This is a genomic window from Streptomyces sp. NPDC017095 (assembly GCF_044332325.1).
In the GTDB taxonomy this organism is placed as follows: domain Bacteria; phylum Actinomycetota; class Actinomycetes; order Streptomycetales; family Streptomycetaceae; genus Streptomyces.
This window is the reverse complement of sequence record NZ_JBIROU010000007.1, coordinates 40,844-56,992: the sequence shown is the minus strand read 5'-3', so window position 1 is coordinate 56,992 and position 16,149 is coordinate 40,844. Positions and strand designations below refer to the sequence as shown.

14 protein-coding genes are annotated in these 16,149 nt (G+C 73.4%); 4 read left to right on the top strand and 10 right to left on the bottom strand.

What is annotated here, in order from left to right:
- Positions 1-31: 31 nt before the first annotated feature.
- The 7 genes from ACH4OA_RS15500 to ACH4OA_RS15470 all read right to left on the bottom strand — a co-directional run bounded on the left by ACH4OA_RS15500 (position 32) and on the right by ACH4OA_RS15470 (position 7,732).
- Positions 32-934 (bottom strand): S1 family peptidase, encoded by a 903-nt coding sequence (locus tag ACH4OA_RS15500; protein WP_365877628.1) that lies wholly within the window; start codon positions 932-934, stop codon positions 32-34.
- 189 nt (positions 935-1,123) lie between these two features.
- Positions 1,124-1,906 carry a DUF1684 domain-containing protein gene (locus ACH4OA_RS15495; RefSeq protein ID WP_397946627.1) on the bottom strand — a complete coding sequence of 261 codons (783 nt, stop codon included), beginning with the start codon at positions 1,904-1,906 and terminating at the stop codon, positions 1,124-1,126.
- The gene (locus ACH4OA_RS15490; protein WP_397969408.1) at positions 1,903-3,195 is read right to left on the bottom strand and encodes an NtaA/DmoA family FMN-dependent monooxygenase; all 1,293 of its coding nucleotides are present in this window, start codon (positions 3,193-3,195) and stop codon (positions 1,903-1,905) included. Before ACH4OA_RS15490 ends, ACH4OA_RS15495 begins: the two co-directional genes overlap by 4 nt.
- Complete coding sequence (locus ACH4OA_RS15485) at positions 3,192-4,274, bottom strand: LLM class flavin-dependent oxidoreductase (RefSeq protein WP_397969406.1); 1,083 nt, start codon at positions 4,272-4,274, stop codon at positions 3,192-3,194. Before ACH4OA_RS15485 ends, ACH4OA_RS15490 begins: the two co-directional genes overlap by 4 nt.
- Before the next feature lie 88 nt (positions 4,275-4,362).
- Positions 4,363-5,124, bottom strand: coding sequence for an amino acid ABC transporter ATP-binding protein (locus ACH4OA_RS15480; RefSeq protein ID WP_365877622.1), 762 nt, complete (start codon positions 5,122-5,124; stop codon positions 4,363-4,365).
- The gene (locus ACH4OA_RS15475; RefSeq protein WP_365877620.1) at positions 5,121-6,878 is read right to left on the bottom strand and encodes an FAD/NAD(P)-binding protein; all 1,758 of its coding nucleotides are present in this window, start codon (positions 6,876-6,878) and stop codon (positions 5,121-5,123) included. The genes ACH4OA_RS15480 and ACH4OA_RS15475 overlap by 4 nt, the downstream gene beginning before the upstream one ends.
- Complete coding sequence (locus ACH4OA_RS15470) at positions 6,875-7,732, bottom strand: amino acid ABC transporter permease (protein WP_365877618.1); 858 nt, start codon at positions 7,730-7,732, stop codon at positions 6,875-6,877. Before ACH4OA_RS15470 ends, ACH4OA_RS15475 begins: the two co-directional genes overlap by 4 nt.
- 408 nt (positions 7,733-8,140) lie before the next feature.
- On the opposite strand from ACH4OA_RS15470, the gene ACH4OA_RS15465 reads away from it, so the two are divergent.
- Complete coding sequence (locus ACH4OA_RS15465; RefSeq protein ID WP_397937143.1) at positions 8,141-9,088, top strand: ABC transporter substrate-binding protein; 948 nt, start codon at positions 8,141-8,143, stop codon at positions 9,086-9,088.
- A 318-nt stretch (positions 9,089-9,406) separates the two neighbouring features.
- Entirely contained in the window at positions 9,407-9,844 is a 438-nt protein-coding gene (locus tag ACH4OA_RS15460) for a cell division protein SepF (protein WP_103812297.1), read from the top strand.
- Positions 9,845-9,881: 37 nt separating this feature from the next.
- Here the strand turns inward: ACH4OA_RS15460 and ACH4OA_RS15455 are convergent, their stop codons facing one another.
- Together ACH4OA_RS15455 and ACH4OA_RS15450 are read right to left on the bottom strand one after the other, a co-directional pair.
- Positions 9,882-11,072: an acyl-CoA dehydrogenase family protein gene (locus tag ACH4OA_RS15455; protein WP_397949371.1), complete on the bottom strand. Its 1,191-nt coding sequence runs from the start codon at positions 11,070-11,072 to the stop codon at positions 9,882-9,884.
- Between the two features lie 45 nt (positions 11,073-11,117).
- Positions 11,118-12,794 (bottom strand): MFS transporter, encoded by a 1,677-nt coding sequence (locus tag ACH4OA_RS15450; RefSeq protein WP_397969404.1) that lies wholly within the window; start codon positions 12,792-12,794, stop codon positions 11,118-11,120.
- A 260-nt stretch (positions 12,795-13,054) separates the two neighbouring features.
- On the opposite strand from ACH4OA_RS15450, the gene ACH4OA_RS15445 reads away from it, so the two are divergent.
- Complete coding sequence (locus ACH4OA_RS15445) at positions 13,055-14,305, top strand: glycosyltransferase family 39 protein (RefSeq protein WP_397969403.1); 1,251 nt, start codon at positions 13,055-13,057, stop codon at positions 14,303-14,305.
- Positions 14,306-14,542: 237 nt separating this feature from the next.
- Positions 14,543-15,565 (top strand): phosphatase PAP2 family protein, encoded by a 1,023-nt coding sequence (locus ACH4OA_RS15440; protein ID WP_397969402.1) that lies wholly within the window; start codon positions 14,543-14,545, stop codon positions 15,563-15,565.
- Positions 15,566-15,764: 199 nt separating this feature from the next.
- On the opposite strand, the gene ACH4OA_RS15435 is transcribed toward ACH4OA_RS15440, so the two are convergent.
- The gene (locus ACH4OA_RS15435) at positions 15,765-15,980 is read right to left on the bottom strand and encodes an I78 family peptidase inhibitor (RefSeq protein WP_397969400.1); all 216 of its coding nucleotides are present in this window, start codon (positions 15,978-15,980) and stop codon (positions 15,765-15,767) included.
- Positions 15,981-16,149 lie beyond the last annotated feature (169 nt).

Sequence of the window (16,149 nt, the reverse complement as noted above, 5' to 3'; positions counted from 1 at the left end):
GCGCGCGGGGGCCGGACCGGTGCGGGGCCGGTCAGAAGACGTGCACTCCATAGGCGCTCAGCGCCTCGGTGACCGGCTGGAAGAACGTCGTGCCGCCGGAGGTGCAGTCGCCGCTGCCGCCCGAGGTCAGGCCGTAGGCCGTGGTACCGCCGTACAGCGGGCCGCCGGAGTCGCCGGGCTCGGCGCAGACGGTGGTCTGGATCAGACCGGAGACGACGTCGCCGCCGCCGTAGTTGACCGTCGCGTTGAGCGCGGTGACCCGGCCGCTGTGCGTACCGGTCGTGGAGCCGCGCCGGTAGACGGTCGTGCCCACGGAGGGCGTGGCCGCGCTGGTGATGTCCTGGCTGCCCACGGAGCCCGACTTGGCGACCGAGCTGTTGGTGTAGCGCACGATGCCGTAGTCGTTGCCGGGGAAGCTGGAGCCGGCCGTGGTGCCGAGCGTGGTGGAGTGGGAGGAGTCCGACCACCAGGTGCCCGCGCCGTCGGTGCAGTGCCCGGCGGTCAGGAAGTAGTAGGCGCCGCTGGAGTCCTGGACGTTGAAGCCCAGCGAGCAGCGCCAGCTGCTCGCGTAGATGGCGTCGCCGCCGGAGATCAGCTTGTTGAACTTGCCCGGCGTGCGCTTGACGACCAGGGCGTCCGCGGCCGCGCCGGCCTGCTTCTTGATCTTGGCGATCCCGGCCTGGGTCACCGTGCTGTCGGCGGTGACCACGACGCGGTGGGTCCGGGCGTCCACCGCCCAGGCCGTGCCGGGGACGTCGGCCTTGAGGACGGAGTCGCTCGCCTGGGTGAGCTGGGCGGCGCTGAACGTGTGGGCGTCACCGGCGTTGGCGGTGGGGGCGGCGAACGCGGCGGCGGCGAGGAAGCCGGCGGCCACGGCGGTCAGCCGGGTGCGTCTTGTGGTGCCGGCGCGGGGAGTGGTGCGCTTGATCCTCACGTTTCGTTCCCTCCAAGGGAAGTCGGGGGCCCGCGTGGGGTCGGGGCCCGTGAGGCGCAGCCAGGGACCCGGCCGGATTCGGCATACGCATGCCCCTGACAAGCGCTGGTGGGGAGTATTCGGCCGAACGGCCGGTCGGCACAAGAGTGCCTTTCGGCCGTCGGACCACGCTCCCCACCACCCGAACGCCTAGCCCACGCGGCGCTCACCCGCCTCGACGGCCGCGTCCAGCGTGTTGCCGGGGGCCGGGAAGGGGCAGATGAAGTGGTCGGCGAGGGCGCACGGCGGGAGCTGGGCCCGGTTGAAGTCGACGCTCGTGCGCCCCTCGGCGTCCGGTGCCTGCGGGTACAGGAAGCGGAACCGGAAGCTGGTGCTCCCACTGGTGGCGTCGGCGAACACCGCCCACAGCCGCCCGTCCGGCAGCTGCGCGACCTTCAGCGTCCGCTCCCGGCCGGCCAGCGGGAACGTCAGCTCGCCGGCGAGGGCGAAGCCGCGTTCCCGGCCGTCGGCGTTGCCGACCCGGATCGTGCGCGTGCTCTCGTACGGCGTGAACCGGCCCGGCACCACCCAGCGGGGGTCGTAGGGAGTGGCCTCGATGCCCGGGAAGGTCCGCCGGGCGGCGGACTCGGGGTCGTACACCCGCACGCCCCACACGCCCTCGCGCACCAGGACGACCAGCCGCCGCGCACCCAGCGCGACCTGCGACTCGGCCTCCGGGCCCTGGTCGGCGGCCAGCCGGACCTCGCCCGTGAAGGGCCGTCCGGACACGGTCAGGCCGTCGGCCGCGGCGGCGGTGAGGACCACGCCGTCGCCGTCCGCCACCCAGTTCCCGGGAATGTCCGGAAGTCGCCCCTCCGGATAGTCCTCGATCCAGTGCGTCGCGGTCAGCGCGAGCGGTCCGTAGGGCGCCGAGACGCTCTCCACCCGCTGCTCGTGCCACTGCTTCCAGGCGTCGGACGCATCGGTCGTCATCTCAGATTCCTTTCATCGGTGATCCCTCCCGGCACCCCGAGATGGGAGCGGAGCGTGTCGCCCCGGTATTCCGTGCGGAACGCGGCGCGTTCCTGGAGCAGCGGCACCACCCGGTCCACGAACTCCTCCAGCCCGCCGGCCGGGAGCTGCGGCACCAGGACGAACCCGTCGGCGGCCCCCTGCCCGGCGTAGTGGTGCAGATCGGCGGCGACCGTGTCGGGCGTGCCGACGAAGGACTGCCGGCCGCTCGCCTCGATCACCGTCTCCCGGACGGACAGCCCCTTCTCCTCGGCCAGCGCCCGCCAGCGGGCGGCGAGCGCGCGCAGGCGGGGGTCGCGGGTCTCCGGCTCGCTGTCGGGCAGCGGGCCGTCCGGGTCGTATCCGGGCAGGTCCGTTCCCCAGACGCGCTCCAGCGCGTACAGCGCGTACCGCGGGGTGACCAGGTGCCGTCTGATCCCGGCGGCCCGCTCCTGCGCCTCGGCCGCGGTGTCCCCGAGGACGACGGTGATCAGGGACATGATCCGCAGGTCGCGCGGGGTACGGCCGTACGCCGCGAGCCGCCGTTTGACGTCGGCGTAGCGGGCGCGGGCCGGCCCCGGCGGGGCGTGCCGGACCAGGAGCACGTCGGCCGAGGCCGCGGCCAGCTCCCGGGCCCGCTCGGTCTCCCCGGACTGGATCACCACGGGCTGCCCCTGGGGCGAGCGGGGCAGCCCGAACTCGCCCGCGATGTCGAAGTACCGGCCGCGGTGGGCGAACGGCCGGGGCACCCCGCCGGGGCTCCACGAATCCCACAGCCGCCGGGCCGCCAGGACGAGTTCGGCGGCCCGGCCGCAGGGGTCGAAGGGCCCTTCGAAGCGGTGGTCCGGGCCCCGGCGGACATCCGCCGGCGCCGTCACCCGCCAGCCCGCCCGGCCCGCGCTGAGGTGGTCCAGGGTGGCCAGCCTGCGGGCGAGTTCGTACGGCTCCCCGAAGACGGCGTTCACGGTGGCGGCCAGCCCGAGCCGGGTGGTGATCCCGGCGAGCGCGTTCAGCACGGCGACCGGCTCGGGCCCGCCCACCGGGTCCAGCTCGTGCAGCCGGCCGCGGTGCTCGGGCAGCGGCGGTTCCTCGTCGAGCAGGAGGAAGTCGAACAGACCGCGCTCGGCGGTGCCGGCGAGCCGTTCGTAGGTGGCGAACGCGAGCCGCGAGCCGGCGCGGGTGCCGGCCCACACCGACCGGCCGGCCGCGTCGCCGTCCCGGCCGGCCCCCGGTGCCAGGGCCGCCAGATGCACCTGGTGGCGTACGGTCACGAGGCTCCCCCGGTCAGGGCGTACCGGCCCGCGGGCCGGGCCAGGCCCAGGTGCTCGCGCAGGGTGCCGCCCGGGTAGAAGGTGCGGAACAGACCGCGGTGCTGGAGCAGTGCCACCGTGCCGTTGACCAGCCGCTCCAGATCGCGGCGCGGTGCGACCGGGACGAAGTGGAAGCCGTCCGTGACGCCCTCGGCGTGCCAGCCGGCCACCAGTTCCGCGAGGTCGACCGGGCCGCCCCGGTACAGCGGGCCCTGCGCGGTGATCCGCGGACCGCCGCCGCCGTGCCCCGGCTCGGCCGCGTGCTCGCCGTCGCCGAGGTCCACCAGCAGGCTCACCAGGACCCGCGGCACGTCCGGGCCGCGTCCGCAGGCGGCCGCGGCCTCCCGCAGCGCGGCACGGGCCTCGGCGGCCCGGGCGGGTGTGGCGGCCCGGACCAGGGCCACGTCCGCGTACCGGGCGGCGACCGCGCGGGCGGGGCCGTCCGTGGCGTCGACCACGCGGACCGGGTGGCCCTGCGGCGGCCGGGGCACGGTCGACGGGCCCCGGACCGAGAAGGCGGTGCCGGTGAAGTCGACGCGGTGCACCCGGTCGCCGTCGAGGAAGCGGCCGGCGGCCACGTCCCGGATCTCCGCGCCGTCCTCCCAGCTGTCCCATAACCGCGCGGCCACGTCGGCGACCTCGCCGGCCTCCTGCCACAGGGCGTCGGCGGGTGCCGCGGGCCGGCGGCCGAACAGCCGGGCCTCCCCCTCGGTGGCGGACACGTCGATCCGCCAGCCGGCCCGGCCCCGGCTGATCCAGTCCAGGGTGGCCACGGCGGCCTGCACCTGGACGGGCTTGGTGTGGGTGGTGGTGACCGTCGGCACCAGTCCGATCCGCCGGGTCGCGGGCGCCACCCGGCACAGCACGCCGAGCGCGTCGGGTCCGGGCCGGGCGAAGGAGTCGTCCAGCGTCACGAAGTCCAGCCCGCCGCGTTCGGCGAGCCGGGCCAGCTCGGCGCAGGCCCCGCCGTCGAGCACACCGGGCCGGCCGGCGGCGGCCGGCTGGTCGAGGGCGGCGGCCAGGTGCAGCAGCCCGTTCATCCCCGGCACCCCCGTGCCCGCCGCGCGGGCGTACGTCCCTGCCGCCCCGGCCGTGCGGCGCCGTACCCCGGCCCCATGTCCCCCACCTTCACAGCACCTTCGCCAGGAACGCCCGGGTGCGCTCCTCCCGCGGAGCGCCCAGCACCGCGGCCGGCGGCCCCTGTTCCACGATCCGGCCGTCGGCCATGAACACCACCGTGTCGGCGACCTCCCGGGCGAAGGCGATCTCGTGCGTGACGACGATCATCGTCGTGCCCTGGGCCGCCAGGTCCCGGATCACGTCCAGCACCTCGCCGACCAGTTCGGGGTCGAGCGCCGAGGTCGGCTCGTCGAACAGCAGCAGCTTCGGTTCCAGCGCGAGCGCCCGCGCGATGGCCACCCGCTGCTGCTGCCCGCCGGACAGCTGGCGCGGGTAGGCGTCGGCCTTGTCCCCGAGCCCGACCCGCTCCAGCAGCCGGCGCGCGTTCTCCACGGCCGTCTTCCGGGGCCGCTTCAGCGCGGACACCGGCGCCTCGACGACGTTCTCCAGGACGGTGAGGTGGGGGAAGAGGTTGAAGTTCTGGAAGACGAACCCGATCCGGGTGCGCTGCCGCAGGACCTCGCGTTCGGGCAGCTCGTACAGCTTGTCCCCGGACCGCCGGTAGCCCATCAGCGCGCCGTCCACGCTGATCTCGCCCCGGTCCACCTTCTCCAGGTGGTTGATGGTGCGCAGCAGGGTGGACTTGCCGGAGCCGGACGGGCCCAGCACGACGGTGACCTCACCGGCGCGCACCTGGAGGTCGATGCCCCTGAGCACGTCGAGCGAGCCGAAGCTCTTGTGCACCGACCGGATGTCGACCATGACGCTCATCGCGCGAGTTCCTTTGTTCGTGGGGCGCGGAGGAAGGACAGCACCGCCCGGGCGGTCGCGTCGTTCTGCCGGAACGCGGGACCACCGGTGCGCGGGCGGGTGAACACGCCGGGGGTGCGGGTGTCGGTGTACGGGCCGAGCGCGAACCGCCTCGGGTGCGGGCGCCCGGCGGTGTCCAGGACGCGGCCGTCGACGGGGTCGACCCGGAGCAGCCCGTCGGGGGTCTCGGCGGCGTCGGCGCGCAGGCCGCGCAGCAGGCCGTCGCGGACCCGTCCGACGGCGGGGTCGGGCAGCCGGGCCTCCACCAGCGCGCGGGCCTCGACGGAGAAGCCGGGCACGGTGGCGCCGGCGGCCCGGAACACGCCGTCCTCGGCGGTGACGGTCATCCCGGCCCCGACGAACCGGAGCAGCCCGGCCCGGGACAGCGCGAGCATCTGCCGCAGCCGGGGCGCGGGCGGCCCGGACGCCAGGTAGCTGAAGAACCCGTGCCACCAGGGACCGATGTCCCCGAGCCGCACCAGCTGCCCGTAGACGGAGAGCAGTCCGAGGAAGACGGCCAGGTCGGGGCTGTGCGCCGGGTCGTGCCGGCGGCGCAGGTCGGCGTCGATGTAGTCGCGCAGCCCGTCCTGGAAGGCGTCGTGGGAGGCGTAGCGCACGCCGTCCAGCGGGTGGTCGAGCGCGGCGAGGTCGAGCCGGTCGGCCGGGTCGGGCACGGCGGCGGCGACCAGGGCCCGGGTCTCGGCGGGGCCGTCGGCCGCCGCGTACTTCTCCTCGAAGTCGGCCCAGGCCATCGCGGTGCGCCCGGGGTGGGCGGTGAAGAGCCGGTGGTAGTGGGCGAAGCCCAGCTCCTTCTCGACCAGCGGCCACACATCGCGCCGGAAGTCGAACCCGCCGGGCCGGGCCAGCAGTTCCTCCGCCTCGGCGGGCCCGAAGAAGCGGGGCAGCGGGGGCCGGTCGCCGGTCCAGTCGTAGCCGATCTTGGAGTGGTACGGCACCCCGCGCCGGGAGCCGACGTACAGCACCGGCTCCCGCCCCGAGGGCAGATACGTTTCGCCCTCGTACCGTCCGCCGCGTCCCTCGGTGAGCAGCACCATCAGATCGACGAAGGCCAGCCCGAAGCCGCGGACGAGGACGGGTTCGCCGGGCTTGAGCGCGGAGAGGTCGCTGTCGGCGGTGAAGTCGGGCGGCAGGTGGGTCAGGCCGTGTTCCCGGGCGTAGGCGGCCAGTGCGGCCTGTTCGCCGTCGGGTTCGGCGTCCAGGTGGCCCAGGGCGAGGATCACCAGGTCGGCGAGGAGCGGGTGCGGGCGGCCCTCCAGCCACACCCGCTGCCGGCCCTCGCGCGGCCCGTCGACCCGCAGGGCGCGGTGCGGATGGTGGTGGACGGTGACGTCCGGGGGCAGGGCGTCCCGGGCCCGTTCGTACACCCAGCGCAGATAGCGGCCCTGGAGCCGGCGGTCGGGGAAGGTGCGGCCCGCCAGCCCGGCCCACTCGTGCAGGGTGGGGCCCTCGCGGACCGGGCCGTCCATGACCACCGTGTCGTCGGTGAACATGGTGACGTCCTCGGCCTGCGAGTTCATCCACAGCAGCGGGGACTGCGCCTGCCGCCATATGCGTCCGCCGCCCGGCGGGTGCGGGTCGACCAGGTGGATGTCCAGGCCCGCCCCCTCGTACAGCTCGGGCGCGTTGGCGGCCAGGCGTTCGAGGATGCCGGTCCCCCGCGGCCCGGCTCCGACGATCACCAGCTGCCGCCTCATCGGGCGTTCACCGTGCCGCGCGCGTAGCGCTTCTCGACGTAGTACTGGCCGATGCCGAGCAGCGAGGTGACCACGGTGTACCAGAGGGTGGCGACCATCAGCAGCGGGATCACCTGATAGGTGCGGTGGTAGACCAACTGGGCGGAGAACAGCAGGTCGTTGACGGCGATGATGCTGACGATCGAGGTGCCCTTGAGGGTGCCGATCAGCATGTTGGCGGCGGGCGGCACGATGGAGCGCATCGCCTGCGGCAGCACGATCCGCCACCAGCGCCGCAGCCGGCCGAGGCCGAGCGCCTGGGCGGCCTCGATCTGCCCGCGGTCGACGGAGAGGATGCCGCCGCGGACGACCTCGGCGGCGTAGGCGGCCTCGTGCAGGGTGAGGCCGACGACCGCGACGGCGACCGGGCTGAGCAGGTTGACGGTCTTCACACCGAGCACCTGCGGGTACAGCGCCCCGATGTTGAACCACAGCAGCAGCTGCACCAGGATCGGGATGGACCGGAACAGCCACACGTAACCCCAGCTGACCGCGCGCAGCACGGGGTTGGCGGACAGCCGGAACCCGGCGAGCAGGGTGCCGAGGGCGAAGCCGAGGACCATCACGACGGCGGTCAGCCACAGCGTGAGCCACAGTCCGCGCAGGATCGAGTCGGAGGTGAAGTAGTCGGCGACGACGTCCCACTGGAACGCCTTGTTGCGCAGGACGGAGTTGACGGCGAACCCCAGCAGCACGAGGACGGCGGCGGCCGCCGTCCACTGGCCGTAGCGGCGCTGCGGGACGATCCGCGGGGCGTCCGCGGGCTCGGGTGTGTCCGAGGCGGTGGGAAGTTTGGCGAGGGTGTCGGATGACATGGGAAGGCTCCGTGACGCGTGGGATCGTCGGAACGGGTGATGCCTTCACACGAGCGCGCCGCGCGGCGCGGATACGGCCGAGCCCCTCAGCAGGACCGTGCGTCGAGAGTACGTGGGCGTTTCGGTGCACTGTCAAGGCTGTCCATACTGTGAGCCGTACATCTCAAGTCAGTTGACGCGGAACCGGATGCCTGTTCCACTTGGCCCATGCATCCACAGCAGTGGCTGGTCACCCGCTCCCACATCGACTTCGGTCGCGTGTGGTCCTCTTCCTGTTGAGCTGACCCCCTGCGCGCGTCCGCCCCTCGCGGCGGACCTTCTCGCGTTCTCTCCGCGTTGCCGCCTTCACACGCGCTCCCCTCCCCTCGCGCTTCCGCACACCCTTCTGCTTCAGGAGACCGCTACCCGATGCGTACGTCCCTTTACCGGCACGCCATGCCCTTCGCCCTGATCACCTCGGCCGCCCTGCTGCTCACCGCCTGCGGCTCCGGATCCGGCGGCCCGGGCGGCGCGGACGCCTCCGCAGTGGCGGCCAAGAACGCCGAGGTGCCCACCACGGATGTCGTCTCCGGCGTGCGCAAGGACCCGGCCGCGGCGAAGCTGCTGCCCGCCGGCACCACCAAGCTCACCGTCGCGGTCAGCGTCGGCGGCACCCCGCCCGGCACCGCCTACCTCTCCGACGGCAAGACCCTGACCGGCCAGGACGTCGACTTCACCGAGGCGGTCGCCCGGGTGCTCGGCATCAAGCTGAAGGTGGAGCAGGCCGGCTTCGAGGCGATCCTGCCCGCCCTGGACAGCGGCAAGTACGACTTCGGCGCGAGCAACTTCGGCGTCACCGACGAGCGCCGCAAGACGATCGACTTCGTCACCTACGTCAACGACGGGCAGGGCTTCGCCACCCGCAAGGACAGCAAGCTGTCGAAGATCACCGATCTCAGGCAGCTGTGCGGTCTGAACATCGCGACCGGCGCCGGCACCACGTTCGAGGCCACGCTGGAGCAGAACAAGCACGTGTGCGCCGACGCGGGCAAGAAGGCGTACCAGATCCAGACGTACGCCGAGCCGAGCGCGATCTGGTCCTCGGTCCAGCAGGGCCGCAGCGACGTGGTGATGTCCACGATCAACGGCCTGCGCTATGCCGTCGCGCACCAGGAGGGACTGAAGTTCCTCAACGAGTACCACCGCCTGGACGTCGGCTTCGCCTTCAAGAAGGGCTCGGCGCTGACGCCGGCCTTCCAGGCGGCCGTCAACAAGCTGCTGTCCGACGGCTCCTACGAGAAAATCCTCAAGAAGTGGGGCACGACGGGCTCGGCGATCAAGGAATCCCGCATCAGCCCGCCGGAGCTGACGAACTGACAGCGACACCGTCCGGCACGGCAGCGCGGCGTGCGGGTTCCCGGCCGGGGACCCGCACGCCGCGTTTGTGTGACGAGTCCGGCGTTCACCCGGACGCACCGCCCGTCACCCGTCCGCCGCGAACAATCATATTTCACTCTCAGTCAGCAGCCGTATGAGTCTCGGCCCTTGGGGCACAAGGACTCTCGACGGATCCGCTGTGCACCAGTACCGTCACAAACCCCCCGCGCGGCGTCTATCCACTTGGCACGCCGTCCGCATCATGGATGACCATAGGGGTGCGGAAAGCAAGAGAGAACGCTGTGAGAGGAGGCGTCCATGGGATCGGTACGCAAGGCGAGTGCATGGCTCGGCCTCGTCGACGACAACGATGACGAGCGCTATTACGACGACGACTACTCCGAGGGCACCGAGTCCGGGGACGCCTGGGTCACCGACCCGCGGGTGAAGGTGGCCACGGACACGGCCGAGGACAAGGGCCGCCGGATCGGCACGGTGACCCCGGACAGCTTCCGGGACGCCCGCGCCATCGGCGAACTGTTCCGGGACGGTGTCCCGGTCATCATGAACCTCACCAACATGGAGCCCGGCGACGCCAAGCGGGTCGTGGACTTCGCGGCCGGGCTGATCTTCGGGCTGCGCGGCTCCATCGACCGGGTGTCCAACCGGGTGTTCCTGCTCACCCCCGCCGACACGGAGATCATCAGCGGTGAGGCGTCCGCGCACCGCTCCGACGGCTTCTTCAACCAGAGCTGAGGCAGGGCCGTTCACCGGCCCTGCCTGTCGACGGGGCTCACCGGAAGGCGTCGAGCCCGGTGAGCGCCTTGCCCAGCACGAGCTGGTGCATCTCGACGGTGCCCTCGTAGGTGAGCACCGACTCCAGGTTGGTCGCGTGCCGCATCACCGGGTACTCCAGGGAGATCCCGTTGGCACCGAGGATCGTCCGCGCCGTACGGCAGATCTCGATGGCCTCGCGGACGTTGTTGAGCTTGCCGAAGCTGACCTGCTCGGGACGCAGGCGGCCGGCGTCCATCCGCCGCCCCAGATGGTGGGCGAGCAGAATCCCCTTGTGCAGTTCCACCGCCATGTCGGCCAGCTTGGCCTGGGTGAGCTGGAAGCCGCCGATGGGCCGCCCGAACTGCTCCCGTGACCTGGCGTAGTCGAGGGCGGTCTCGAAGCTGCTGCGCGCGGCGCCCATCGCGCCCCAGACGATGCCGTACCGGGCGTGCGAGAGACAGCTGAGCGGGCCGCGCAGCCCGACGGCCTCCGGCAGCACGGCCGTACCGGGCAGCCGGACCTCGTCCAGGACCAGTTCGCTGGTCACCGAGGCGCGCAGGGACCACTTGTGCTTGATCTCCGGTGCCGAGAAGCCGGGGCTGCCGGCGGGCACGAGGAAGCCGCGGATGCCCTCCTCGGTCTGCGCCCAGACGACCGCGACCCCGGCGACCGAGCCGTTGGTGATCCACATCTTGCGGCCGCTGAGGACCCAGTCGTCGCCGTCGCGCTTGGCGTGGGTGCGCATCGCGGCGGGGTCGGAGCCGTGGTCGGGCTCGGTCAGCCCGAAGCAGCCGATCACCTCACCGGCGGCCATGCGCGGCAGCCACTGCTGCTTCTGCTCCTCGCCGCCGAACCGGTGGATGGCGTACATCGCGAGGGAGCCCTGCACGGAGACCAGCGACCGGATGCCCGAGTCGGCCGCCTCCAGCTCCAGACAGGCCAGGCCGTACTGCACGGCGCTCGCGCCCGCGCAGCCGTAGCCGGTGAGCGACATGCCGAGCGCGCCGAGCGAGCCCAGTTCCCGGGCGAGGTCGCGGATGCCGGGCAGCTCGCCCCGCTCGTACCAGTCGGCGACGTACGGCAGCACACGGTCGGCGGCCCAGGCGCGGACGGTGTCCCGGACGGCCAGGTCCTCCGGCTCCAGCAGGTCGTCGATGCCGAGCGGGTCGGCGGCGTCGAACGGGGGCAGCTTCGCGGACGCGGACATGAGACACCCTCCGGGAGGAAGACTCGACAAAACTAGCAGCGCTAGTTACGGCTCTCCGGCCGACGTTACGGTGCGGTGTCCCGCACGTCCAGAGGAGGCCGGCCGGGGACCCGCGGCGCCGGGGCCGCCGCCTTCCGCCTCCCGGGGCGCCGGCAGTCCCACCCCGTCACCGGCCGGCTCCGCACCACACTGCATCAGCCGCGGCAGCCGCAGCGCCAGCACCGCGCCCAGCAGCAGCAGGACCGCGCTGACCAGCAGCGTCACATGCAGCCCGTGCACGAACGACTCCCGCGCCGCCCGGCGCAGCGCGGCCCCGGCGGGCCCGCCGAGCCGGCCGGCGACCTCGTAGGCCTCGCCGAGCGAGTGGCCCGCCGCGGCCGACGCGCGCCGCGGCACACCCGGCACCGCGCGCAGCCCCGGCGCGTAGGCCGCGTTCATCACACTGCCCAGCAGCGCGATGCCCAGGCCGGCGCCGAGCTGGTACGACGTCTCGCCGATCGCCGCCGCCCCGCCGGACCGATCGGCCGGGACCTCGCTCAGCATCGACTCGTAGGCGCCGAAGAGCGTGGTCTCCAGGCCGAGACCCAGCAGCACGAAGCCGGTCAGCAGCAGCGGCGGGTCGTCGGTGCCGCCCATCGCCGTCAGGGTCAGCACCGCGACGGCGGTCAGGCAGAAGCCGGCGCACACGGTCCGGCGCGGCCCGAAGCGGCGCAGGACGCGCGCACCCGCCAGGCCCGCCACCATGGCCGCGACGGTCAGCGGCAGCAGTCTGAGGCCCGTCTCCAGCGGGGACAGGCCGAGCACCAGTTGCAGGTACTGGGCGGCGATCAGCTCCAGGCCGACCAGCGCGAGCATGGCCAGCACGATGCAGCCCACCGCGGTGCCGAACGCGGGCCGGCGGAACATCCGCAGGTCCACCAGCGGGTACGGGTGGCGGCGCTGCCGCCGTACGAAGAGCAGGAGGAGGGCGCAGCCGGCCGCCGGCGGCACCACGGTGAACAGGCCGGCCGCCTCTCCCCCGCCGAGCCGCTTCACCCCGAGGACGGCCCCGAAGAGCCCGGCCGCCGCCAGCAGCGCGCCGGTCACGTCCCACGGGCCGTCGCCCGCGCCCCGGGACTCCGGCAGCAGCAGCCGGCCCGCCGGAATGCTGATCAGCATGAGCGGGATGTTGACCAGGAAGACCGAGCCCCACCAGAAGTGCTCCAGCAGGAAGCCGCCGAGCAGCGGTCCGACCGCCGCGCCGACCGCCGCCACCGCGCTCCACACGCCGATGGCCACGGCCCGCTCGCGCCGGTCCGGGAAGACCTCGCGGAGGATCGACAGCGTCGCGGGCATGATCATCGCGCCGCCGGCGCCGAGCAGCGCGCGGGCCAGGATCAGCAGTTCCGCGCTCCCCGCCCACGCGGCCAGGGCGGAGGCGACACCGAACAGGCCGTAGCCGAGCAGCAGGACCCGTCTGCGGCCGATCCGGTCGCCGAGGGTGCCGAAGAGGATCAGCAGCGAGGCGCAGACCAGCGGGTAGACGTCGACGATCCAGAGCAGTTCCACGGCGCCGGGCCTGAGGTCCTCGGTGACGGCGGGGACCGCCACGTGCAGCACGGTCGCGTCGAGGGCGACGAGCAGCAGGCTGGCGCAGAGGACGACGAGGACGACCCACCGGTGGGCACCGGCTCCGGCCACCCGACCGTGCTGCCGGACGGCAGCCGTGGTCGTCCCGGACATGTACGTACCTCCCAGATGATCCCTCGCGTGGGGCGGACCGACGGGACGGGGACTCCCTGTCGTGCGGCCGGAGCGGAGCGGCGTCTCCGGCCCGCGCGAACCCACGCGGGTGGCTCGTCAGCGTACGCGAGTCCGCCTCGGGGCCGCGTGGCGGACCTCTCACCCGCGCGAGGCAACCCGTGTGGCGTACAGCACGCCGCTGCCGGCCTGCCGTGACCCGGCCGCAGGTCCGGTCCGGACCGCCGTCGATAATCGGGCCCGTGACCGATCCTGACCCGCGCGTGGCCCCGCCCCGCGCCCCTCTTCCGCGCCGGGCGGCCCCGGCCCTGCTGGGCTACGCGGCGGTCCGCGCCCTGGGGCTGGCCGTGCTGGCGGTGTGGAGCGCCGCGCGCGGCACCAGCGCGCACACCTTGCTGACCGCCCGCTGGGACGCGCTCTGGTACACGCGGGTCGCCGAGCTGGGCTACGGCTACGAGGTGCGGCTGCCGAACGGGGACGTCCACTCCAACCTGGCGTTCTTCCCGCTGCTGCCCTGGCTGGAGCGGCTGCTGCACGCGCTCACGCCGCTGTCGTACGCGGACGCCGGGTTCACGGTGAGCGTCCTGGCCTCGCTCGCCGCCGCGGCCGGGATCTTCGCGGTCGCCGAGCACGTGCGCGGCCCCCGCGCGGCGTTCTTCACCGTCCTGCTGTGGGCGGTCCTGCCGGTCGGCGTCGTGCAGTCGATGGCGTACAGCGAGTCACTGTTCACGGCGCTGGCGGCCTGGTCCCTGTACGCGGTGCTGACCGGGCGGTGGGTGAGCGCCGGCGCGCTCGCGGCGCTGGCGGGGCTGACCCGGCCGGTGGGAGCGGCGGTGATCGCCGCGGTGTGGACGGCGGGCCTGATCTCGTTCGCGCGAGCGCGGAGCACGCGGCACGCGCCGGGCGCGCACCACGACGAGCGCGCCACCGGCGCACTCCCTGCCCCGCACACTCCGCTCCGCCCGCCCGGCGCGCTCCCGTCACCGCGCGCCCTGGCCACGCGCCGGGCGCTCGGCATGCTGCTCGCTCCGCTCGGCGCCGCCGGCTACGTCCTGTGGGTGGGCCGGCGCACCGGCGGGGGCCCACTCGGCTATCTGGACGTACAGGCCGGCTGGCGCAACGGCTTCGACGGCGGCTACGCCTTCGCCCGCTTCGTGGCCGACAAGTTCACGTCGTTCCCGTCCGCCCTCGCCGGCTGCGGCCTGATCGCCGGGGTGGCCCTGCTCATCTGGCTGTACGTCACCGGGGTGCGCGAGCGTCAGCCGGCCGGGCTGCTGGTCTACACGGGGGTCGTGCTCGCCCTCGCCCTGTGCGCGTCGAGCTACTTCGGCTCCAAGCCGCGGCTGCTGATACCCGCCTTCCCGCTGCTGCTGCCGCTCGCCGGGGCCCTGGCCCGGGCGCGCACCTCCCGTTCGGCCCTGGTCACGGCGGGATTGGCGGTCCTGGCGGCGGTCTACGGCGCCTTCTGGCTGAACGGTTCCGGTCCGCCATGATCGACAGGACGGGCCGATGACGTCCGGGAGAATTCCGCACCAGGACCGGGTTAACGCATTCATAAGCGCCATATAAACAACACCCGGCATGATCAAAGGAATTGACCCGACCGGGCTTCCCGGATTGCGGAATCCCGGGAATTCTGGGCGCCCTTGAGACGTTTCCCACATCACATCGTCATCACAAAGCCGCTGTTTCGACCGGGAACACAGCTCACTCGCTGTAACGTCGATTGGGTGCGTACCGAACGAAACCTCACCCGGCGTCTGGACCGGGTGTTCGCCAGACTGGACCGTGAGCCGGAACGACCGGCCCACATCGATGTGCCGAGGATGAGCCGGCACCGGGTCGTGCTGTTCTCCGCGACCCTGGCTTTCTACCTCGCGATCGTGTGGGCCATCGTCACCACGTCCTGGCTCGTCCGGCTGGACTGGCAGGTCATGTTCTTCCGGCCGTACCAGCAGTGGCCGCAGATCCACGCGTTCCTCGACTACTACGTGGTGCTGGGCCAGCGCGGCCCCACCGCCGTGATGGTCGCGGCCTGGCTGGGCTGGCGCTCCTGGCGGCAGCACACCGTCCGCCCGCTGCTCACCCTCGCCGCCTCGCTGCTGCTGCTGAACGTCACCGTCGGCGCCGCCAAGCTGGGCATGGGACGGCTCGGCCCGCACTACGCGACCGTGATCGGCTCGAACGAGATGGGTCTGGGCGGCGATATATTTCCCAGCGGCCACACCGCCAACGCGGTCGTGACCTGGGGCATCCTCGCCTATCTGGCCTCCACCCCGCGCGCGCGCCGCTGGCTGTCGGCCCTCTCCGCGGTCACCTCGCTCGGCGTCGGCCTCACCACCGTCTACCTCGGTACGCACTGGCTGAGCGACGTGCTGCTGGGCTGGGCCGCCGGCCTGCTGATCCTGCTGGCGCTGCCCTGGTGCGAGCCGCTGATCGCCAGGGCCGAGCTGGTCCTGTTCGACCTGCGCGACCGCTGGCGCGACCGCCGCGGCCGGACCGTGCCCGAGCCCGCCGTCCCGGTCGCACCGGTCCTGCTGCGGCCGCTCGGCACCCCGGCGGAACAGCCGGCCCGCGAGCCGGCCGCCTCGACCCGGGCCTCCCGGGGCCTGGTGCACCTGGCACCCGGACCGCACACGGCCCGTTCGGAGCGCACCCCGGTCACCCCGGCGGGCAGCCGCCGGCCGCCGCACGCCGACCGCCTGCCCCGCGGCACGTCCCAGCCGGCCGCCCGCCCGCTGACCGGCGGCTGACGGCGGGCACGAAACGCCACGGCGGGTACGAAGCGTCACGGCGGCGAAGTCCGGTACGCACCACCGCTTCGCGCGCCGCGCCACCGCCGACGCCCGGTCGCACGAAGGCCCCGGCTCCCGGAGAGGGAGCCGGGGCCTTCGCCGTGGCCGCGTCCGCAGCGCCGGGCCGCGCCGCGCCGCCGGGAGTCACCGCCGGAGGTCAGCCCTTCCAGGCGCGGGCCACCCGGCCGTCCCGTACCTCGAAGTTCAGCCGTCCGGCCCGGTACTCCATGGTGATGATCGCGCCCGGCGGCAGCGACCGCACCGTCGGCCAGCCGCGCCGCCGGGCGAGGCGCTCGGCGTGCGCCGCGTCGAGGCCGACGTAACCGTCGGGACTGTCCTGGGGCTCCGTCGGCGGAGGGGTGATCGGTGCCATGAGGCCACGCTAGCCGGGCACGGCCGGGTATGAGAAGTGTCCGCCCCCGGTCACATCTTCGTCACAGCTTCCCGTTCCGCGTTTTGCCGGACACCATCACACGTACGGGGGTTTCCGTTCGGCTTACCGGGGTATTCGAACACAATTTACGCGCGCCGGAAGGGCCTGC